15 protein-coding genes and 1 rRNA gene are annotated in these 21,190 nt (G+C 45.4%); 6 read left to right on the forward strand and 10 right to left on the reverse strand.

Going from position 1 to position 21,190, the window contains the following annotated elements; all coding sequences use genetic code 11:
* From G6R11_RS07415 to G6R11_RS07430, 4 genes are all read right to left on the reverse strand, one after another.
* Positions 1 to 123: ribosomal RNA gene (locus tag G6R11_RS07415) — 16S ribosomal RNA — on the reverse strand; the annotation flags it as partial.
* A 479-nt stretch (positions 124 to 602) separates the two neighbouring features.
* Positions 603 to 1,157 (reverse strand): D-glycero-beta-D-manno-heptose 1,7-bisphosphate 7-phosphatase, encoded by a 555-nt coding sequence (gene gmhB / locus G6R11_RS07420; RefSeq protein WP_163132448.1) that lies wholly within the window; start codon positions 1,155 to 1,157, stop codon positions 603 to 605.
* Positions 1,158 to 1,193: 36 nt separating this feature from the next.
* Positions 1,194 to 3,194 carry a methyl-accepting chemotaxis protein gene (locus tag G6R11_RS07425; RefSeq protein WP_163132449.1) on the reverse strand — a complete coding sequence of 667 codons (2,001 nt, stop codon included), beginning with the start codon at positions 3,192 to 3,194 and terminating at the stop codon, positions 1,194 to 1,196.
* Positions 3,195 to 3,303: 109 nt separating this feature from the next.
* Positions 3,304 to 6,975 (reverse strand): ATP-binding protein, encoded by a 3,672-nt coding sequence (locus tag G6R11_RS07430; RefSeq protein WP_163132450.1) that lies wholly within the window; start codon positions 6,973 to 6,975, stop codon positions 3,304 to 3,306.
* A 168-nt stretch (positions 6,976 to 7,143) separates the two neighbouring features.
* On the opposite strand from G6R11_RS07430, the gene rcsF reads away from it, so the two are divergent.
* The 6 genes from rcsF to G6R11_RS07460 all read left to right on the forward strand — a co-directional run bounded on the left by rcsF (position 7,144) and on the right by G6R11_RS07460 (position 12,816).
* Positions 7,144 to 7,515 carry an Rcs stress response system protein RcsF gene (gene rcsF / locus G6R11_RS07435; protein WP_163132451.1) on the forward strand — a complete coding sequence of 124 codons (372 nt, stop codon included), beginning with the start codon at positions 7,144 to 7,146 and terminating at the stop codon, positions 7,513 to 7,515.
* Positions 7,515 to 8,234, forward strand: coding sequence for a tRNA (N6-threonylcarbamoyladenosine(37)-N6)-methyltransferase TrmO (gene tsaA / locus G6R11_RS07440; protein ID WP_163132452.1), 720 nt, complete (start codon positions 7,515 to 7,517; stop codon positions 8,232 to 8,234). Before rcsF ends, tsaA begins: the two co-directional genes overlap by 1 nt.
* The gene (locus tag G6R11_RS07445; protein WP_163132453.1) at positions 8,224 to 8,844 is read left to right on the forward strand and encodes a DapH/DapD/GlmU-related protein; all 621 of its coding nucleotides are present in this window, start codon (positions 8,224 to 8,226) and stop codon (positions 8,842 to 8,844) included. Before tsaA ends, G6R11_RS07445 begins: the two co-directional genes overlap by 11 nt.
* Before the next feature lie 59 nt (positions 8,845 to 8,903).
* Positions 8,904 to 10,604, forward strand: coding sequence for a proline--tRNA ligase (locus tag G6R11_RS07450; RefSeq protein ID WP_163132454.1), 1,701 nt, complete (start codon positions 8,904 to 8,906; stop codon positions 10,602 to 10,604).
* A gap of 104 nt (positions 10,605 to 10,708) precedes the next feature.
* A complete protein-coding gene (locus G6R11_RS07455; RefSeq protein WP_163132455.1) occupies positions 10,709 to 11,854 on the forward strand; it encodes a patatin-like phospholipase family protein in 1,146 nt (381 codons plus the stop codon).
* Positions 11,855 to 11,934: 80 nt separating this feature from the next.
* Positions 11,935 to 12,816: a GGDEF domain-containing protein gene (locus tag G6R11_RS07460; protein WP_163132456.1), complete on the forward strand. Its 882-nt coding sequence runs from the start codon at positions 11,935 to 11,937 to the stop codon at positions 12,814 to 12,816.
* Here the strand turns inward: G6R11_RS07460 and tilS are convergent.
* The 6 genes from tilS to lpxA are packed head-to-tail and all read right to left on the reverse strand — an operon-like array spanning position 12,794 to position 21,184.
* Positions 12,794 to 14,116: a tRNA lysidine(34) synthetase TilS gene (gene tilS, locus G6R11_RS07465; RefSeq protein ID WP_163132457.1), complete on the reverse strand. Its 1,323-nt coding sequence runs from the start codon at positions 14,114 to 14,116 to the stop codon at positions 12,794 to 12,796. The genes G6R11_RS07460 and tilS overlap by 23 nt on opposite strands.
* Before the next feature lie 48 nt (positions 14,117 to 14,164).
* Entirely contained in the window at positions 14,165 to 15,121 is a 957-nt protein-coding gene (gene accA, locus G6R11_RS07470; RefSeq protein WP_163132458.1) for an acetyl-CoA carboxylase carboxyl transferase subunit alpha, read from the reverse strand.
* Between the two features lie 12 nt (positions 15,122 to 15,133).
* Positions 15,134 to 18,625 carry a DNA polymerase III subunit alpha gene (gene dnaE / locus G6R11_RS07475; RefSeq protein WP_255494570.1) on the reverse strand — a complete coding sequence of 1,164 codons (3,492 nt, stop codon included), beginning with the start codon at positions 18,623 to 18,625 and terminating at the stop codon, positions 15,134 to 15,136.
* Positions 18,626 to 18,627: 2 nt separating this feature from the next.
* Positions 18,628 to 19,224, reverse strand: a complete 597-nt coding sequence (gene rnhB / locus G6R11_RS07480; protein WP_163132459.1) for a ribonuclease HII — start codon at positions 19,222 to 19,224, stop codon at positions 18,628 to 18,630.
* 29 nt (positions 19,225 to 19,253) lie between these two features.
* Complete coding sequence (gene lpxB, locus G6R11_RS07485; RefSeq protein WP_163132460.1) at positions 19,254 to 20,396, reverse strand: lipid-A-disaccharide synthase; 1,143 nt, start codon at positions 20,394 to 20,396, stop codon at positions 19,254 to 19,256.
* On the reverse strand, positions 20,396 to 21,184 hold the full coding sequence (gene lpxA, locus G6R11_RS07490) for an acyl-ACP--UDP-N-acetylglucosamine O-acyltransferase (protein WP_163132461.1): 789 nt from the start codon (positions 21,182 to 21,184) through the stop codon (positions 20,396 to 20,398). The genes lpxB and lpxA overlap by 1 nt, the downstream gene beginning before the upstream one ends.
* Positions 21,185 to 21,190 lie beyond the last annotated feature (6 nt).

Consider the following 21,190-nt stretch of genomic DNA (forward strand, 5'->3'; position numbering starts at 1 on the left):
GCATTACTCACCCGTCCGCCGCTCGTCAGCAAAGTAGCAAGCTACTTTCTGTTACCGCTCGACTTGCATGTGTTAAGCCTGCCGCCAGCGTTCAATCTGAGCCATGATCAAACTCTTCAATCAAAAGTTTTTTCGCTCAAAGTTAAAAACTGAAATTATTACTGTTGTTACAGTGCAAGACTCCAGTTCACTTAAGCTTAATTTTTTCGCTTAAGGCCCTGTGAGTGCTCACACAGATTGCTTGATAAATTGTTAAAGAGCGTTGCTTCTTGCCGAAGCGAGGTGCGCATTCTACGCTTTCCTCTGTGGCTGTCAACCGCTTTTTAAAAGATTTTAAAAAGAAGTTTTTGAGCCGCTAATAAAGCCCTAGGCCTTACCAACCCTGACTTAGCCTTGCTGCGCTTTAGTGCGCTGCGTGCCGTGTCAGTGGAGGTGCATTATAGGGATCGAATCTCTGCACGCAAGCGTTTTTTGAAGAAAATCACAGAAACACGTTCAAGTGTTCAGATAGTGAACAGCACCACTTTAAAAGGATAGCTTATTTGCATAAATCTATCCCTAAAGAGCTATTAGAAAGTAAAGGTAATAAGAAAAACGATGATCTAGTCCCGCAGAATAAACTTAGCGGCTTCATCAAGAGAAGAAATTGTAGCTGTTGCTAGGGCTTTATCTTGCTCACTCACATCGTATTGACCGCTCACCAATAATCGATTTGGCACTCCGGCATTTTTAGCCGCTAAGATGTCTGATGCTTTATCCCCGACTAACCATGACTTTTCCAAATCAATACCCAGTTCAGCAGCAGCTTCTAGCAACATACCAGGCTTAGGTTTACGACAGCTACAATCTTGGCGGTAATGTTCATCACCGTATTCGCTGTGATGGGGGCAGTAATAGATACCATCTAAATCAACGCCGCGATCAGCAAGCGACCAGTCCATCCATTCGGTTAAGCTTAAAAACTGCTCTTCACTAAAGTAGCCGCGTGCGATGCCCGCTTGGTTGGTTACCACCACTAACAACCAACCTTCTTGTTTAAGTTTTTTCATCGCCTCGATAGCGCCGTCTATAAACTCAAAGTCATCTACTTGAGATACATAAGCTCGATCGTGGTTAATTACCCCATCTCGGTCCAAAAAAACGGCAGCTTGTTTCATCAATTTATTCTTTACTCATTCAGTTAAGCGCTTATTCTACAATACAAAGCGCTGAATTTGTTGCTTGAGTTGATTGGATTTTTCTTCCAAAGACTTAGCATCATCTAAACTCGACTGCGCCTCGCTCACTGAGTCTTGGGCAATAAGGGCTATCGTCTCCAAGGTTGAAGCTACATCGGTGGCCACTGCAGATTGTTCCTCGGTAGCTGCCGCAATCGCCGTAACCATTTCGGTAACACCTTGGGTTGTATCGATGACTTGATGAAGAGCATCTCCCGCCTTATTAACCACATTGCGGCCGTTAGAGACCAGTTCAGTGCTTTGCGACATACTTTGGTTAGCCGCCTCTGTTAAGCTACGGATTTGGTTAATAATTCGAGCAATCTCTTCGGTAGACTGGCTTGTTCGACTGGCCAGGCTACGTACCTCGTCGGCAACTACAGCAAAACCACGCCCTTGCTCGCCTGCACGAGCCGCTTCAATAGCTGCATTTAGAGCCAGTAAGTTTGTTTGTTCCGCGATACCAGCAATTACATCGGTAATTTTTTCTACTTCTTCGCCTGCTAGATTTAACTTGGCAATGTGTTGATTGCTATCACTGACTGAACCTTCTATTTTCTGCATGATGGAAATAGTATCCGTCACCACTTGTCCGCCTTGGGTAGCAACGTCTCCGCAGTCTCTTGCGTGGTCAGCAGCTTGGGAGGTATTTTGCGCAATTTCTCTAGCTGCCACTGACATTTCTTCAATGGCCGTTGCAGCGGAGTCGACTTTTGAGCGCTGCTCATCAAGGGCACTGCCGATGCCAGAGCTTTTATCAAACACTTTCACGCTACTTTGACTCACGTCTGCAGCGGTTTGATTCACTTCGGTTATTAAGCCTTTTAGCTGCTCAGCCATCGCATTGATTGAGCCAGTAAGTTGCCCTACCTCATCTTTAGCACTAACTTTTAAAGCTGGTTGCGAAAGGTTACCGTCGGCTATTTGCATCGCTCGCTGATTGACTAGGGCCAAGTTCGATTTAATTTGGCGAGTTAACCAAAGCACCACCAACCCTCCAAGTAAAGCGGCGATAGCAGCACCAGCAAATACCACCAGCACCACTTGCTCACCCAAACTTTCGAGATCCTGTTGATGACCTACTAATACACTCTGCTGCTGCATATTCCAGTCATTAAGCTGTAGTTCTATATCGGCAACTAAGGGAATCACTTCGTTAGCCATCCGGTGGTTGGCAATGTTCCAGTCAGGTGCAGCACGAATCACAAACAGCTCATCAACTAATGGGACAAAAATATCAACTAACTCGACAAACTGTTGCCAAAGCCTAGCTTGCTCCTCGGTAAATAAGTTATTTGCGGCCTCTACATCCGCTACTCGTTGTTTATGTCTGGCAAAATACTCTTGGTATTTCTCTTGCTCATACTTGTCACCCGTAATAATAAAGCTGCGCAAGCTGGTTAAGGCATTGGCCAGTTCATTACGTGCTTCGCTCATATCCGCTAGCAAGCGCACCCGTTTTTTAGGGCTATATAAGCCAGGTTGAGAGATTTCTTCGGTGACAGCACTAGATACCTGATTCATCGCTTCTTCAGCTAAGGGGGCGATATCAAACAGCAATAAAGCGTGGGCAGGAAGGTTATCTTCGCTATTAGAGATTTTGATTATTTGTTGCTGCAGTTCTTTTAGCGCTAAAAAGCTAGTTAAGGTTTGCTCTGGAACCGCTATATCGCTTAATAGCTGGATCTGTTCTACAGCCAAGTCTATGTTGAGCCAAGATTGCTCGAACAAATTTTGAAAATGTTCAGCCCGTTGCTTATCAGCGCCATGAATGAGATAAGCTCGAAGAGCACTAAGCGACTGCTGGAGGTGTCGTTCAATTTCTTTGCTTTGGGCGACCACGGGAACACTAACTTCAACGATTTGTCGCTCTTTCTGAGCAATTTTATCAAGTTGAATAAACACAATAACGGCGGAACAAAACATCAAAACAGCAACGAAACCAAAAGCTGATAGCAGCTTATTCGAAATAGACACGAAGAGAACTCCCTTGTTTCACAAAAAAACGGTGCTGTTGTTGAAGGCTAGTCTATCTGCCTAAAGCTACAACGCATCGTGGTTTACATCCAGCAAACCTAAAACGAATCTATTTAGAATATAAGCGCATATGCTGTTCGATTTCCAGCATAGTTTCACTAAGAGTTGTAGATAAGCCAGCAGCAAGCGCTATGTGCTCATCCAAAATCGGTTGTTTTTTCAAGCCTTCTTCAAGCGCTAAACACTGAGCTTGCAAACTACTGGCGCCAAAATAGCTACTGCTAGATTTAAGCCCGTGAGCTAAACGTATCGCATCTTGATAGCGCTTAACTGGCAAAGCTTGCAACAATTCTTCAATCATCGCCTCAGCACCTTTTTGATATTCCTGCAATAAAGCATCAAATTCGTCACCCATGCTTTCCGACAACTTAGTGAGTTCGCTTGGTGAAATGCGTTGATATTGAGTTGAAGTAAGTTCGTCGCTAGTTGCAATTAGCCTTTGCTCTGCACTCACGTTTTTAGTATTTAACCATTTACGTAGGCAAACATATAAACCCACTCGGTCAAAGGGCTTAGTCACATAGTCATCCATTCCGGCATCAAAACAGGCTTGTTTTGCTTCCAGGCTAACGCTAGCAGTTAAGGCGATAATAGGAATGCGTTGAGCGAGGTTTTCTAATTCGCGAATAACCATAGTGGCTTCATAGCCATCCATGTCAGGCATTAAACAATCCATCAAAATTAAAGATAGTTTTGAGCCCCAACGCTTAAACAAATCTATTGCTTCATGGCCATCACGAGCGATCATCACTTTAAGGCCAAAGCTGTCTAGCATGTGGCTAGCAACACGTTGATTAACTACCGTGTCTTCAACTAACAGCACGTGGCCAGACAACTTGCTTAATAATGCCTGCTCACGGCTGTCGGTAACACTTACACTCAACACGTCATCTTCGACACTTTGCAAAGGTAAGTTCACACTAAACTCTGAGCCAACCCCCAACCCCGATGTGACTGATATATCACCATCCATTAAGGAGACAATGCGCTGACAAATAGCCAGCCCTAAACCAGTTCCCCCATAACGGCGAGTTGTTGAACTGTCTGCCTGAGCAAAAGGCATGAACAGATTACTAATAGATTCTTCCGCTATGCCAATGCCACTATCGGTCACTCTTACCAACACGCTTTCATCGGCACCTGGTTGTTGACTATATTCCACACTTAAATTTACCGTGCCTACTTCGGTAAACTTAATTGCATTGTTGACGAGGTTGATGAATATCTGCTGCACCCTACCCTGATCGCCAATAAACACTTTGGGTAAATGCTCGGGATAATCGAGATTCAAACTCAAATGCTTGGCTTTAGCTTGAGGAGAGAATAGCTTAACCACTTCCAACAAGGTTAAATGCAAACTAAAAGCATCTAAACGCAGCTCCATTTTACCGGCTTCTACCTTAGAGAAATCCAGTACATCGTTAACAATCACTAACAAGGCTTTGCCGGAAAGACGAACAGTATTAACGTGCTCGATTTGCTCCTCAGACAACGAGGAAGCACTGAGTAGCTGAGTCATGCCTAAAATACCGTTTAGCGGGGTACGAATTTCGTGACTCATCATGGCCAAAAAGTCGCTTTTCGCTTGCGAAGCAGCTTCTGCGTCTCGCCGAGCAATGCTTAGCTTCTGTTGGCTACGTTGGTGTTCAGCAATTTCATCATTGAGCTGCTCAGTACGGGCATCTACTTTTGCAGTCATTTGACCAATAGCTCGGGCCAATACGCCCACTTCGTCATTAGACTTATCTGGCAAGGTCACCTGTATATTGCGTTCACCAAATAACAAAGTTGCATTGGTAATGTAACGCAATGGCGCGACAATAGTGTGGGCGAAAAACCAGCCTACTAGCACCATTAAACCAATTACCACTGCAGCAGCAAGCAAGGCTTGTTTAGCCGCCATTTGTGACGCTGCGATAGTTTCCTCGTAATCGGCTATTTGCACCAAGTCCAAATACTCTTGATTGTTCGACGGCAGATACGGCAAGCGCTGAATACTTAGAATGTAAGAGCCAAACTTAACTACTTGCTCTGGTAGGTCTTTAACTGGGGAATTAATTAGCTGCTTGATGCGTTGGTACTCTGAGGCTTGAAAACTAGTAGACTGCCCCCTGCCATGCTCGCTTCGCCACAACCTCTCACCATTAATATCAAACACCAATAAAGGCCCGACGGTGGTTTCAGCATGCTGGCTAGAGCGATTTGATGAAGCCTGCTGCGATACTTTAAATAGGTCATCAAGGCGATACTCAAAAAGCCAAATAGCAGCAACGCCGCCATCGCTATGCTGCACGCTAGTTGCCAAATACCATACGCCATGGCTATTTTGTCTGATTGTTTGAGCATGCACTCTACCTGGCAACTTTTCTGCATCTAACAGCAATGCCTTAGGCAAGGTTTGACCAATTCGCTTTCCTACTGAAAGATACTCAAATTGTTGCCCTTGGCTAACCACAATTAGGTGAGCGGCCTGTAAGGCTTTTTCTCGTTTTAGTAACTGGCGAATGTCGCTGCTTAAACGAGAATGCCAGAAATCAGGTTCTAGATTTACGAATTGTTCGTTTACAAACTGCTGCTGTATAAAGCCATTAAGCAAGGATTGCTCAGCTAAGTGACTGAGTTCTTCATAGGCGTGTGATATTTCACGGTCTAAACGCTCAACTTGTATTGCATTTCGTAAACTGAGTTGCTGCTCACGCTCGCTTTCTAAACTGGCAACAAAAGAAAAATAAAAGATGAGATAAGTTACCGTGACCCCAGCCACCACCAGGCAGCCACTCAACAAAGTAACGTAGGTACTTATCGAGCTTTTACTGCGTTTAAACCACGAGCGCTGTTTCCCCCTCGCCCTTTCCATTAAACGAATCAGCCGATCTTCACGGCGTCGCTCCCGCTCCAAAGCAGTCACTGGCGCGGGCGCTCGTAATTCCAAATAGCTGGCAACGGCGACTACCAAGTAACTGCTGAGCTTAATTAACGACAGAGAAAATACCGCAAAGCTGTTTAGCCCTAAGTCTTCTGACACCGGCCAAAAGTACAAAACGAATTGAATGCACACACAAGCAAAAACGCCACACTCAAGCGTGCAATTTAACCAACGGCCACGCCAACCAAAATAAGCAATGGCAATGGCAAACACCGCTGTTACTAACAATTCCAACACAGAATGAAGATGGGCTAACGCTACCTGCATGAAGGGTAATGAAACAACATAGAGAAACGCGACACTTAGGAAAGAAAATATCACGCTGCCGATAGCCAGCACCGCTATACTCATTTTGCCGCCGTTAGCTAAGCGCTCATAACGGCTAAGTAATACCCCACAAATGAGTAACACAGCCGCTAAAAAGCCACGGGTAATCAGCCCAGACCAAACTGCTACTGTATTTGAAGATAAGGGCTGAACACTGAAAAACGAGGGATAGTTGAGAACAAAATAGCAAAGCTCTAAACCCGATACCGAGAAAAAGGCGGCGCCAAAAACCAACATCGTATAACTGTATTTTTTACGGTAAAAGCTGCGGCACATTAAACCAACAGAAAACGGCAGAATAATACTAAGAATCGCCACCACAATAGTGGCTAGCGGAGCCATTGAAGCTGAAGACTGGCGCCCCAAAAAAGCTAGGGCTACCACCAACACCAGCGAAAACAACAAGCCAATACTATGCCGCCACGCTAAATCTAGTTTGCGAAACATGCTGACGCTGGGTTTAGACATTACCTATATCCTTGGTAAAACATCCTAAAAGCTTTTTCGCTATTCAGCACTAACTTGAAACAACAAGCGAAACTAAGTGATGTTATAATAAACCCAGTATTATCAATAAGTACATGTCAAATTTACCAGCTAATGACCAGCTTCAAGTATTTAAACCAAGGGAAGTATATGCGTGTTTTTCTAATAATGGTGCTCAGCGGCAGCTTGTTGGCTTGCAGCGGCAACTACAGCTTTAACACCAATGTGGATAAAGAAAACTTTGAGAATTACTTGCCAGCCACCAGCGTAGAAATATACGACGACCAACAGATAGATCCGCTTCAAGCCGAGTATTTAGGCATAGTAGAAGGTGTAAGCTGCCAAGAGAAAGCCAACCAAGCGCCACCGCAACAAGTTGATGCGCGCAACAACCTTCGAGAGCAAGCAGCAAGCATAGGTGCCAATGTAGTCACAGTGCAACAATGCTACCCCATCGAAGAACCCGCAGCGTGCATTGCTATGCTGAGCTGTTTTGGCAAAGCATACCGAATAGAAAAGTAATGAACTTAAAACTATCCCCATTGGGCCTTATCCATTCCCCCTATCAAGAAAAGTTTTCTGTTCCTCGCCAGCCCGGCTTGGTGAGCGCAACAACCAGTAGTTTAGTATTCAACGCTGAATTTGCTAAGCCAGACTTACTTGATGAAGTGGAACAATTTAGCCACTTTTGGTTAGTGTTTGCCTTTCATCAAAATATTCAATCTGGCTGGAAGGCAAAAGTAAGACCGCCGCGTTTAGGTGGCAATAAAAAAGTAGGTGTATTGGCATCGCGTTCATCATTTCGACCGAATCATTTAGGTTTATCGCTACTCGAACTTAGTCACGTTGAGCGCAGCCCGAAAAAACTCGCCATGCATTTTAAAGGCGGCGATTTAGTCAACGGCACTCCAATATATGATGTAAAACCTTATTTGCCTTATGCCGATAGTATCCCTAATGCCCAGGCTGGTTATGCACAGCAAGCGCCCCAACACCAGCTGTTAGTGACATGGACAGACCAAGCCTTGCAACAAGCCCAGCAACTAAAGCTTGAGCAAACTCAACAGCTAGTGATAGAGCAAGTGCTAGCGCAAGATCCCCGCCCCGCTTATAAGCAAAACAAAACTGACGACCGAGAATATGGTGTGGCCTTGTATCAGTTCAATATCCGCTGGCGAATTATAGAAGTTAATAACAGTGAGCCACAGGTAGAAATTGTTTCGGTGACCCATGCAGCTTGACCCTCAGGACTATCAGCAACAGCACAAACAACGCCTAGCTTGGATGCCGTGGCTTTATTACCGCTTAAAAGCTAAACATCTGCAATGGGCCAAGCCTTGGCAGGATGATATACAACAGCGTTTGCAAGCCTTAGAAACGGTTCAAATTGGCGAAGATTGTTTTATTGCTCCCGATGCCAATATCTTTGCTGAACCCGGCCGTTTAGTTTCGCTGGGCGAAAGCTCGTTTGTTGCCGCCCAAAGCTTTTTACACGGCCCAATTACTATCGGCGAGCACGTAGCCATAAACCATGGTTGTTCTATCGACGGCGGGCAAAAAGGTGTATGTATTGGCAACAACAGCCGCATTGCCAATGGGGTTAAAATTTATGCCTTCAACCATGGTATGCACCCAGAGCAAGATATTTGGCGACAGAACAGCCAATCCAAAGGTGTCATTATTGGTGAAGATGTGTGGATTGGTGCTAACGCTTGCATTGTAGACGGCATCGAGATTGGCGACCATGCAGTTGTTGGTATGGGAGCTGTAGTCACTAAAAATGTGGCTAAATGGGCTATCGTTGCCGGTAACCCTGCAAAAATCATCGGCGACCGCCGTGACAAGGCCTGACAGAGCTAAATTAGCCTGTTACAATCGCCGCAATTTAATAGCTAAATGAAAGGACAGATATGCGTTCGAGCAAATATCTTCTGGCAACTCAGAAAGAAACCCCAAGCGATGCAGAGATTGTATCTCACCAGTTAATGCTGCGCGCTGGCATGGTAAGAAAACTAGCTTCAGGTTTATACACTTGGCTGCCCACTGGTTTGCGCGTTCTTTCAAAAGTAGAACAGATTGTTCGTGAAGAAATGAACGAAAGTGGTTCCATTGAAATCCACATGCCTACTGTTCAACCTTCAGACTTATGGCAAGAAACGGGGCGCTGGGACAAATTTGGCCCAGAGCTACTTCGCTTTAAAGACCGCCACTCTCGGGACTTTGTGCTAGGCCCAACCCACGAAGAAGTGGTAACCGAATTAGTTCGCAGAGAAGTAAACTCTTACAAGCAATTACCTTTGAACTTGTTCCAAATACAAGCGAAATTCCGAGACGAAGTTCGCCCTCGCTTCGGCGTTATGCGTTCTCGCGAATTCTTAATGAAAGACGCTTACTCTTTCCACTTGTCGGATGAATGTCTGCAAAACACCTACGATGAAATGTACGCAGCATACTGCCGCATATTTGAACGCTTAGGTTTAGAGTACCGCCCTGTATTAGCTGATACAGGTAGCATTGGCGGTAGTGTTTCTCACGAGTTCCACGTACTCGCCGAGTCTGGCGAAGATGCAATTGTATTCTCTGATAACAGCGAATACGCCGCTAACATTGAAAAAGCGGAAGCCCTAAGCCCAGCGGGTGAGCGCCCTGCGCCTAGCCAAGAGATGCAAGAAGTTGCTACGCCAAATGCTAAAACGATTGCTGAGCTAGTTGAACAGTTCGACCTTACGGTTGAACAAACCGTTAAAACTTTAATTGTAAAAGCCAGTGAAGAGTCAGAGCACTCACTTGTCGCTTTAATTTTGCGTGGTGACCACGAACTCAATGAAATTAAAGCAGAAAAGTTGCCAGAGATTGCTTCACCACTAGAGTTTGCTAGTGAAGAAGAAATTCGCGCAGCGGTTGGCGCAGGCCCTGGTTCCCTTGGACCTGTGAATCTTCCAATGCCGGTTATTGTCGATCGCGCTGCAGCCCATTGTAGCGACTTTGGCGCAGGTGCAAACGTTGATGACAAGCACTGCTTTGGCATCAACTGGGAGCGCGACGTAGCACTTGGCGAGATTGCCGATCTACGTAATGTTGTTGAAGGTGACCCAAGCCCTTGTGGTTCAGGTAACTTATCCATAAAACGCGGTATTGAAGTTGGCCATATCTTCCAACTGGGTGACGCCTACGCTAAATCAATGAACGCAGCTGTACTTAATGAGCAAGGTAAAAACCAAACCTTAACCATGGGTTGTTACGGTGTTGGCGTCTCTCGTATTGTTGCTGCAGCCATTGAGCAAAACAACGACAAATACGGTATTACTTGGCCAGATGCTATTGCCCCATTCAAGCTGGCGATTGTGCCAATGAACATGCATAAATCTCATCGTGTTCAAGAAGTGGCTAACAAGCTTTATGAAGAAGCCAAACAGCGCGGTATTGATGTGTTGTTCGATGACCGAAAAGAGCGCCCCGGCGTTATGTTTGCGGATATAGAGCTCATCGGTATTCCACACGTTATCGTGATTGGCGACCGTAGCCTAGACAAAGGTGTGATTGAATATAAGAACCGCCGCACTGGTGAGAAAATTGAAGTAGCTGTAGAGAACATCTTCGAACAATTTTAACGCGCACTGATTGAGTTTAAAAGCCGGCCTAAGCCGGCTTTTTTGTTTTTGGGAGTGTGATATCGCCAGCAAGCAAGGGTAAAACGCTATGCTAAGATATGATTATGAATCAAAAGGCTAGTACTAAAAACAAACCCAAAGTCGCTCTCGTACTTACTGGCGGCGGCGCGCGAGCCGCTTATCAAGTTGGGGTGTTAAAAGCGATTGCCGAGCAATACCCCAGAAACCATGCCAGTCCCTTTTCAATACTTTGTGGTACTTCTGCGGGTGCTATCAACGCAACCGCGCTAGGAGTTTATGCATCTTGCTTTCGACTAGGAGTAAAAAAGCTTGAATATATATGGCGTAACTTTAAATGTAAGCAGGTTTTTAGAACCGACGGTTTAGCCATAGCCAAGCAATTATCGTCGATGGTGTGCAAAAGCCTTCATGCAGACTATAACCAACAGCAAGGCTTTTCTTTACTCAATAACCAGCCCTTACAGGCCTTATTAAACGATTACCTCAACTACAAACGAATTGACCAAAATATTGCTACAGGCTATTTGCATGCCTTGTCGGTCACCGCCTCAAATTATCGAGATGGTCAGTCCCTATCATTTTTTCAAGCTAAGCAGCATCAACAAAACTGGCAGCGGGCGCGGCGACTTGGGCAAAAAACCCAAATACATACCAGCCACTTAATGGCTTCAACCGCTATTCCCCTTATATTTCCTGCGGAACAAGTGGGCCAAGATTATTATGGCGATGGCTCTATTCACCAGCTTTGTCCACTTAGCCCTGCAATACATCTAGGCGCCGACAAAATTTTAGCTATTCATCTAGAGCAACCACGCAAAGCTAATTGCGCGGTAGATTGTCCACCCCCCAATAGCGCAACGATTGCCGGTCATCTACTGGATTCGGTATTTTCAGATACCTTAAATTCTGATTTAGAGCGCTTACAGCGGATTAATCGAACCATTGAATTATTAACGCCGCAACAGCAACAACAATTAGATTTGCGCCCTATTCACTCTTTGAGTGTTAAACCCAACATCGATTTCGAACAAACGGCCCATAATCATTTTGCTATCCTGCCTCTTTCAGTTCGATTAATGTTGGCTACCTTAGGCATTAAAAAAGACAAGCCTTCGGCCATCACCAGCTTTTTAATGTTTGAACAAGATTACACTAACTATTTGATTAGAGAGGGATACCAAAACACTCTGCAGCAAATTGACAAAATTTTGGCTTTTTTGGAAGATTAGCTGGCCTACAAATTGCTTTACTCTTAATTAGCGGCGTTTTTTGACGCTAAACGGCAAGATTAGAAAAGAGTAAAGTAAGTATGGATTCTCTACAATTAGCGCAGAACAACATTGTAAGCCCAAGAAAAATATCACATTTTTCTAACGACACTAAACTTAGTGCCGTTCAGAAACTGAGTATTCTTGAGTCTTTGCAAGAAAGCTTGCAGCTAGATGACTTACTGCAAAACTTTGCCGCTATGGCAACTAACTACGTTGAGTTTTCTGCAATGCGTTTGGTTAGCGACAGCCTGCAAACCGAAGTCAGCCTTTTTGAAGGCCAACGTTATTACCGCAGTTTTAATCTCAATAATAAAAACCAACCGTTAGCGATTATTACCTTTACTAGAGACACACCGTTTCAGCGTAACGAAATTCATCAACTTCGCCAGCTAACTCAATTGCTACAGGCTCCATTAAAACATGCCCTGCAGATAGCTCGTTTGCAAGAACGGGTTCGCAATGACTACTTAACCGGCATAGGCAATCGCGCTCATTTTGATGAGTCTTTGCATACATCTATCGAACAGCAAACCCGTCAAAGCCAGCAACAAGGTGGCTTAGTATTAATGCTGTTAGACTTGAACAAGTTTAAACAAGTGAATGATTCGCTCGGCCATCCTGTTGGCGACCAAGTACTAATCGGCTTTGCCAAAATACTCGAATCAGTCATTAGAAGCGGCGATCAAGCATTTCGTGTCGGTGGCGATGAGTTCGCCATGTTATTGCGCCCAGCCACCGAGTACTCGGCGCAAAAAGTGATTAAACGCTTACATGCCAAACTTGAAGAATCACCACTGCTAGCGCAATACGATATTTCTGCCAGTATTGGTGTAAGTGCATGGACCCCTGGCAGCAATAGCGAGAGCCTCATACAAAGCGCAGACGAGCAGCTTTACGCTAACAAGTCGGCAACCAGTTAAGAGCAATGCCCTTGTTATGAGGGCATAGGTAATCTTTCTGAATATAAATGTTTGATATCGCAACTAGAACCTCATCATAAAACACAAAAGGCACGCGATTTCGCTGCCATGGTGGCAACTTTCTTTCTTGTAATAGCTTCTTGATGCTTCTACTGCCCAAACGCCCGGCAGCACTAAACTCTTTTTGCTCTAGTTGAGCTCTAAATTTAACACTAACTTGCTGACTGCCAGATGGCGGCAACAATTTGCCACCATCTAGCCAAGCTAGTTGACTACAGTTAGGCAAGGTTAAAATTGGCGAGCTGGCAAGGTTCCAGTCGGTCACCAGCTCGGACTCTAGCAATTCTGCTTTTCGCACTAAATACAAACAAGCTTGAAAGCGACGACACTGTCCTTCGGCAAGGGTAACGGCTACTTTGGCATCTTGTTGCGCAGAAGCTTGAATCAGGATCTGCTCTAATTGTGCTTGGCTCGGATAAGCCCAGCCCATAAGTTTTAACCAGTAACGCAGCACGTTCCTTTGGCGCTTTGCAGAAAGCAGCAACAGATTCTTACAACACAGCGATTGCTCGCGCTTAAGGGTTTGATAGTCAGATTCAGCCAGTTCTTCTAACAACTCTACCGACTCTTGCAGCAGTTGCACGCTTCGCTGAGTGGATGCTAGCCATTGAGGCCAGCGCTCTGTTAGCTCTGGCAATACCTTATGGCGTAAAAAGTTACGATCAAACTCTAAAGACTGATTGCTTGGATCTTCTATCCAACTGAGTTGTTGCTGGCGAGCGTAGCCTTCCAGCTCTGCTCGTGTAGCCGATAATAAAGGCCTTAACAAACACCCTGCAGCAAAACTGCGCATGGGCGGCATTGCGGCTAGCCCTTGCAAGCCACTACCCCGTTTAAGCGCCAACATAAAGGTTTCGAACTGGTCGTCGGCATGGTGTCCGGTAAGCAAGCAGCTATTAGCATCAATATACTTGGCTAAGGCTTGATAGCGCTTTTCTCGCGCCACCGCTTCAAGACTAGTGCGCGCCCCAACTTCAACGTCAACCACCTCAGCCACAAAGCTTAGTCCTAGCTCTTCTGCTTGTTGCTGACAGCTAAGTTGCCAGCTGTTTGCTTGAGTTTGCAAGCCATGATTTATATGCACAACCAGCAAGTCTAATTGCGGATGAGATTTATGATACTGGGCAGCCAAGTGCAATAATACGCTTGAATCTAAGCCACCACTAAGGGCAATAACAATACGTTGAGTTGTTGAAGGAAGTGAATTTAAGGAGTTTGAAAAGCGAGATTGAAGGGACAAAGTAACCTCTTAGTAGGGCATTGGAACGGAGCCAATGCCCTGAGCTGTTTAGCAATATCCGTAAGACATTAAGCGCTGATAACGCTGCTCTAACAAGGTGTCAGTGTCTAGGGCTGTTAAACTTTCTAAATCACTCAATAGCTTAGCTTTAAGATTCAGAGCCATTGCTGCTACGTCACGATGCGCACCGCCTAGAGGCTCCGGCACGATGTCATTGATTAAGTCGAGTTCTTTAAGGCGCTCGGAAGTAATGCCCATTGCATCTGCAGCAACTGGGGCTTTATCGGCACTCTTCCACAAAATCGATGCACAACCTTCTGGAGAAATCACCGAATAAGTGCTGTATTGAAGCATGTTAACGCGGTCACCCACGCCAATCGCTAACGCACCACCAGAACCGCCCTCACCAATAACGGTACAAATGGTTGGCACTTTTAAGCCAGCCATAACCAATAGGTTTTTGGCAATAGCTTCACTTTGTCCACGCTCTTCTGCGCCCACGCCTGGGTATGCGCCAGGAGTATCGATAAAGGTGATAATTGGCATGTTGAAACGCTCAGCCATTTCCATCAATCGCAGTGCTTTACGGTAGCCTTCTGGTTTTGGCATGCCAAAGTTACGGCGGATTTTTTCTTTGGTTTCGCGACCTTTTTGCTGGCCAATAATCATCACTGGTTTGCCATCTAATCGCGCCATACCACCAATAATCGCTTCATCATTTGCGTAAGCTCGGTCACCGGCTAATTCATCAAAGTCAGTGAATATGTGCTCGATATAGTCTAATACATAGGGGCGATTAGGATGACGCGCTAGCTGCGCAACTTGCCAAGCACCTAAGTCTGAGAATATTTTTTGGGTTAAATCATTTTGCTTTTGTTGCAAACGAGAGATTTCTTCCTGTAAATCTACATCTACGCCAGATTCTTCATTTACAATGCGCAACTCTTCAATTTGCGCTTGCAGCTCAGCAATCGGCTGCTCAAACTCTAGAAAATTCGGATTCATATAATCTTTTTCTTAATTAAATTCTAGGGTGACTTGCTGTTGTCCCAGCAGTTGGGTCAACGCCTCTATTAAATCTTCACTCGGCGTAATTCGCCAATCGGTGCCTAAGCTTAACATGCCACTGGCATTATCGCCCTCATAACTTATTGCTATTGGGCAGGTTCCCGCTCGATACGGCTCTAACACTTCGTAAAATCTTTGCCAGAACAACTCATCTAGCTGGTCACGACACATCCGTAAACGCAGTTTTTTCATCCAACGTTCACGAGCCATCGACAAATCCATGACTTCACGAGCAGTCATTTTAATGCCTCCGGAGAAATCATCAACGCTGACCTCTCCTTGAATCACCAACATGCGATCTTTTTCTAACAATTCTTGGTAAGTATCGAAGGCTTCACTAAAGAACATCACATCTAAACGGGCACTGCGATCATCCAGTTGAATGATACCCATTTTAGAACCGCGCTTAGTGAGCATTACTCGTGTAGAAAGCACTAGGCCTGCTACCGTTGAGGTGGTACCGCGGCCGGTAGGGCGAATGTCCACCAAGCGGCCAGTAGTGTATTGGCGAAACTCTTTTAAGTAGCGGTTAACCGGGTGACCAGTTAGGTATAGACCAAGGGTTTCTTTTTCCCCTTCTAACCAGACTTTTTCTGTCAAAACCGGTTCATCAATAAATTCTGGACGCTCATCCTCTTCTTCGGCAATAATGCCAAATAAGTCTTCTTGACCACGGGCAGAGGCTTTTGCATGTTGTGAAGCGGCTTGCATAGCCGTTGGTAAAGTTACCATCATTGCTGCGCGGTGCGGGCCTAGTTTGTCCATGGCTCCGGCCATGATTAGTTTCTCAATCACCCTTTTATTGATTTTCTTGAGATCTAGGCGACAACAAAAATCAAAGAGGTCGATAAATGGGCCACTTTGTCTGGCCTCTAAAATGGCATCAATAGGGCCTTCACCTACGCCTTTAATCGCACCAATACCATAAACAATTTCTTCATCGGCATTCACCGAGAACTTGAACAAACCGGTGTTTACATCTGGTGGGACCAGCTTCAACCCCATGTTGTTACATTCATCTACCAATGTAACAATTTTATCGGTGTTATCCATATCGGCCGACATCACGGCGGCCATGAAGTAGGAAGGATAATGTGCCTTCATCCACAGCGTTTGATAAGAAACTAAGGCATAAGCAGCTGAGTGAGACTTGTTAAAACCATAGCCAGCGAATTTCTCTACCAAGTCAAAGATCTTCATGGACAGTTCGCCATCGACCCCATTCTTAATAGAGCCTTCTTCAAATACCGCCCGCTGCTTGGCCATTTCTTCAGGTTTTTTCTTACCCATAGCCCGGCGCAGCATATCAGCGCCACCCAGGGTGTAGCCTGCTAATACCTGAGCAATCTGCATTACCTGTTCTTGGTAAAGAATAATACCGTAGGTCGGCTCTAAAATAGGTTGCAGGCTGTCGTGTTGCCAAGTTTCATCAGGGTACGAAATTGCTTCTCGACCATGTTTACGCTCGATAAAGTTATCTACCATGCCCGATTGCAGCGGACCCGGTCTGAACAACGCTACAAGTGCGATCATATCCTCAAAACAGTCTGGCTTAAGACGCTTGATCAAGTCCTTCATACCGCGAGATTCCAGCTGGAATACCGCGGTAGTTTTGCAGTCTTGCAATAATCTAAATGATTTTTGGTCAGTGGTAGAAATTGCCGCAATATCGATCGGCTGCTCACCCTTGGCTTCTAGCACAGGGTTAAGCATATCCAAGGCCCATTGAATGATGGTAAGAGTACGCAGGCCTAAGAAATCAAACTTTACTAAGCCGGCATATTCAACATCATTTTTATCAAACTGAGTAACCGGGTTTTTACCTTCTGCATCACAATATAGCGGTGCAAAGTCGGTAATGGTAGTGGGCGAAATAACGACACCACCGGCGTGTTTACCGGCGTTTCGGGTAACCCCTTCAAGTACTCGAGCCATGTCTATCAACTCGCGAACTTCTTGGTCTCCGTTATAAAGCTCTGGTAAACGAGGTTCAGCTTCAAAGGCTTTTTCCAGCGTCATACCCGGGTCTGGCGGAATGAGCTTCGAAATACGGTCGACAAAACCAAAAGGATGACCAAGCACACGGCCCACGTCGCGCACCACCGCCTTAGCGGCCATGGTACCAAAGGTGATAATCTGCGATACCGCATCACGGCCGTAAAGCTCGGCAACGTGGTCGATAACCTCATCACGACGGTCCATGCAAAAATCGACATCAAAATCGGGCATAGATACCCGTTCAGGGTTCAAGAAGCGCTCAAACAGCAAGTCGAATTCAAGCGGGTCTAGATCGGTAATTTTTTGAGCATAGGCAACTAAAGACCCTGCACCAGAACCACGACCTGGGCCAACGGGGATATTGTTGTCCTTACTCCACTGGATGAACTCCATCACAATAAGGAAGTAACCAGGGAAACCCATTTGGTTAATTACGTCAAGTTCGATTTGCAAGCGTTCGTCGTACTCAGGGCGACGCTTAGCACGCTCTTCAGGATCGGGAAATAAAAACTCTAAGCGCTCTTCTAATCCATCCCAAGATACTTTACAGAAGAACTCTTCAATGGGTAGACCTTCAGTAGGAAAGTCAGGCAAAAAGTACTCACCTAAGCGTACAGTTACGTTACAACGTTTGGCAATTTCTACTGAGTTTTGCAGAGCCTCTGGGATATCGGCAAACAGTTCCAGCATTTCTTGCTCACTGCGCAAGTACTGTTGGGGACTATACTTTTTGGGCCGGCGGCTATCATCAATGGCAAAACCATCATGAATTGCTACCCTCACCTCATGAGGCTGAAACTGGTCAGGCTCTAAAAATACCACTTCATTGGTAGCAACTACCGGCAGCTGGTGTTCGCCAGCTAAGGTCACCGCCATATGCAGGTAGTTTTCTTCATCTGGACGACCAGTGCGAATCAGTTCTAAGAAATAGTTATTTGGAAAATGTTGCTGATAAAAAGCCAAACTACTTTCAACCAACTCATGATTTCCCTTGAGTAAGGCGATACCTACATCGCCTTGGCGTGCTCCTGATAGAACAATAAGCCCTTCGGCGTGCTCGCTTAGCCATTGCCTATCAATTACCGGCTTGCCCTGCAGTTGCCCTCTGAGGTAGGCACGCGAAATGAGCATGGTTAAGTTTTGATAGCCCTGGTTATCACTGGCCAGCAGCGTTAAGCGAAATTGAGTTTCACCCAACTCTTCAGACTGCACATAAAAATCACAGCCCACAATCGGCTTTATCCCCTGATTATGGGCTTCACCGTAAAACTTCACCAAGCCACAAAAGTTGGTTTGATCGGTTAAGGCGATGGCCGGCATGTTTAGCTCGGCAGCTTTGGCCACTATCGGTTTAACTTTTTTAAGGCCGTCCATCATCGAAAAGTCCGAGTGGACCCGAAGATGAATAAAAGATGGGCTTGGTACTGGTGCAGATTCAGACAAAACTACAGCTCTCCTAAAACCCGTTGTACCGGTTTAAAACTACGGCGATGCTCGGCAATTGCACCATGTTTTTCTAGCATTTCCAAATGCAAGGCTGTGGGATAGCCTTTGTGTTTAGCAAACTGATATTCTGGATAGCGGGCATCGAGCTCGACCATTTCTTGGTCTCGCGCCACTTTTGCGATAATAGACGCGGCGCTAATCTCGGCTACCAAACCATCACCTTTAATTACCGCTTGGCAGGGAATATTTAGTTGAGGCTCTCGATTACCATCGATCAAAGCAAACTCAGGAGTAACGCTCAAGGCCGCAACGGCTCTAGACATCGCCAGCATGGTTGCATGCAAAATGTTTAGCTCATCTATTTCTTGCGGAGTTGCTCGCCCTATCGCCCAGGCGATGGCATGTTTCTTTATCTCTTCGGCGAGAGGCAATCGTTTTTTCTCGGAGAGCTTTTTAGAATCGTTTAATCCGGTAATAGGCTGCTTAGGATCAAGGATGACCGCTGCGGTTACCACGTCACCCACTAAGGGACCACGCCCTACTTCATCAACGCCAGCGAAAACAGAATAACCAGAAGGATAAACAAAAGGCGTCATGACAACTCCAGAAACGCGTGTAAGGAAAACTAACTATTTATTACTTCAATAACCGCTTGCGCTGCTTTTTGGTCAGCATCACAACGGATTTGCTGGTGTAACTCAGTAAACTTATCAATAAGCTTGCTGTTGTCGCTTTTAAGCAGGCGGCTTAGCTCAGCTACAATGTTGTCGCTGGTGCAATCTTCTTGCACATATTCTTGTACGATCATTTTGTCGGCAAGTAAGTTAGGCAAGGCGGCAAATTTGGCATTAACAATTAGCTTTGCAATTCGATAAGTCAAAGGCTTGAATCGATAAGCAACCACCATAGGCCGTTTTACTAACATCGCTTCTAGCGTTGCCGTACCAGAAGCTAATAAAATAGCGTCTGCAGCTGTCATTACGGTGCGAGCTTGTCCGTCTACCACTTTAATATCTAGCTCTGGAGCATGTTCACTGACTAGAGCTTCAAATTGTTCTCGACGACGTTGATTCACTAATGGAGCAACTAGCTGTAAATCAGGATATTGCTTAAGTAGTTTTTTGGCTGATTCAAGAAACACGGGTGTAAGTAAACCTACTTCAGCATTTCGACTACCAGGCAAAATAGCCAGCACTTTTCTGGTGCAATCTAAGCCCAACTGTTCGATAGCCGGGAGCTGTGGGCTATGCATAGGAACTTGATCTGCCAGTGTATGGCCAACGAACTCACAAGGTACCTCAAAACGGTCATAGAAGGCTTTTTCAAACGGCAAGAAAACCAGAATTTTATTGCAGCCTTCTTTAATTTTAAAAACGCGCTTTTGCTTCCATGCCCAAACCGAGGGGCTCACGTAATGAACGGTCTTAACTCCCTTGGCGTGCAGTTTATGTTCTAAACCTAAGTTAAAATCTGGCGCATCAATACCAATATAAATATCTGGAGGAGATTGAGTATATTGTTGGAGCAGTTGTTTGCGGATTTTTAAAATACGCGGCAAGCGCCCTAGCACTTCCACTAGGCCCATTACCGACAGTTCTTCCATATCAAACAAGGCCTCACAGCCTTGTTCTTGCATTAACGGACCAGCAATGCCGGAAAAGCGCGCATTGGGGTATTGCTGTTTAAGCGCAGAGATTAATCCGGCACCTAAAATATCGCCGGAGACTTCCCCGGCGACAATAGCGATATGTAAATCCGCTTGGGCCATTAGCGAACGATGCCTCGACCGTTTTCTTTTAGAAAATCAGCAAACAGCTTAACCTCCGGATATTGCTCAGCAGACAACTCTATCTGACTTAGCGCTTCCTCTAAGGTATTTCCACTACGGTATAGCGTTTTGTAGGCTTGGCGAATTGCCTTAATAGCATCTTTACTGAAGCCTCTGCGTAACAAACCTTCAGTATTCACCGCTACTGGACGAGCATAGTTACCGACAGCCATCACATAAGGAGGAACATCTTTATTTACTGCCGCACAGCCACCAACAAAGGCATAAGAACCAACTTTACCAAACTGATGAATAGCCGCTTGGCCACCAAAAATTACGTTATCACCAATAGTTACATGACCAGCCAATGTGGCATTGTTAGCAAAAATACAACCATTACCTACAACACAGTCGTGAGCAACGTGAGCATTAATCATAAACAAGCAGTTGCTACCAATTTTGGTAAGACCTTGATCTTGGGTGGTGCCTCGATGAATCGTCACACTTTCGCGGATAGTATTGTTGTCACCAATTTCTAAATAGGTGTCTTCACCGGCATATTTTAAATCTTGGCAGTCTTCGCCCACCGAAGCGAATTGAAAAATACGGTTATTATTACCGATTTTAGAATGGCCCTTAATCACAACATGTGAAGCGATTTGACAATTTTCACCAATTTCAACTTCACCGCGAATAATGGTAAAGGCACCCACTGTGGTATTGGCACCAATTTTTACATTGCCTTCGATAATGGCGCTTGGATGTATACTTGCAGTGCTATCTATCATACTCAG

This window comes from Agarivorans sp. Alg241-V36 (assembly GCF_900537085.1).
Taxonomy (GTDB): domain Bacteria; phylum Pseudomonadota; class Gammaproteobacteria; order Enterobacterales; family Celerinatantimonadaceae; genus Agarivorans.

Coding starts and splice junctions, on each gene's coding strand:
- tsaA (WP_163132452.1), top strand. CDS start 7,515: ATGAACTTAAAACTATCCCCATTGGGCCTTATCCATTCCCCCTATCAA.
- lpxA (WP_163132461.1), bottom strand. CDS start 21,184: ATGATAGATAGCACTGCAAGTATACATCCAAGCGCCATTATCGAAGGC.
- G6R11_RS07455 (WP_163132455.1), top strand. CDS start 10,709: ATGAATCAAAAGGCTAGTACTAAAAACAAACCCAAAGTCGCTCTCGTA.
- lpxB (WP_163132460.1), bottom strand. CDS start 20,396: ATGGCCCAAGCGGATTTACATATCGCTATTGTCGCCGGGGAAGTCTCC.
- rnhB (WP_163132459.1), bottom strand. CDS start 19,224: ATGACGCCTTTTGTTTATCCTTCTGGTTATTCTGTTTTCGCTGGCGTT.
- G6R11_RS07450 (WP_163132454.1), top strand. CDS start 8,904: ATGCGTTCGAGCAAATATCTTCTGGCAACTCAGAAAGAAACCCCAAGC.
- G6R11_RS07460 (WP_163132456.1), top strand. CDS start 11,935: ATGGATTCTCTACAATTAGCGCAGAACAACATTGTAAGCCCAAGAAAA.
- G6R11_RS07445 (WP_163132453.1), top strand. CDS start 8,224: ATGCAGCTTGACCCTCAGGACTATCAGCAACAGCACAAACAACGCCTA.
- accA (WP_163132458.1), bottom strand. CDS start 15,121: ATGAATCCGAATTTTCTAGAGTTTGAGCAGCCGATTGCTGAGCTGCAA.
- G6R11_RS07430 (WP_163132450.1), bottom strand. CDS start 6,975: ATGTCTAAACCCAGCGTCAGCATGTTTCGCAAACTAGATTTAGCGTGG.
- gmhB (WP_163132448.1), bottom strand. CDS start 1,157: ATGAAACAAGCTGCCGTTTTTTTGGACCGAGATGGGGTAATTAACCAC.
- rcsF (WP_163132451.1), top strand. CDS start 7,144: ATGCGTGTTTTTCTAATAATGGTGCTCAGCGGCAGCTTGTTGGCTTGC.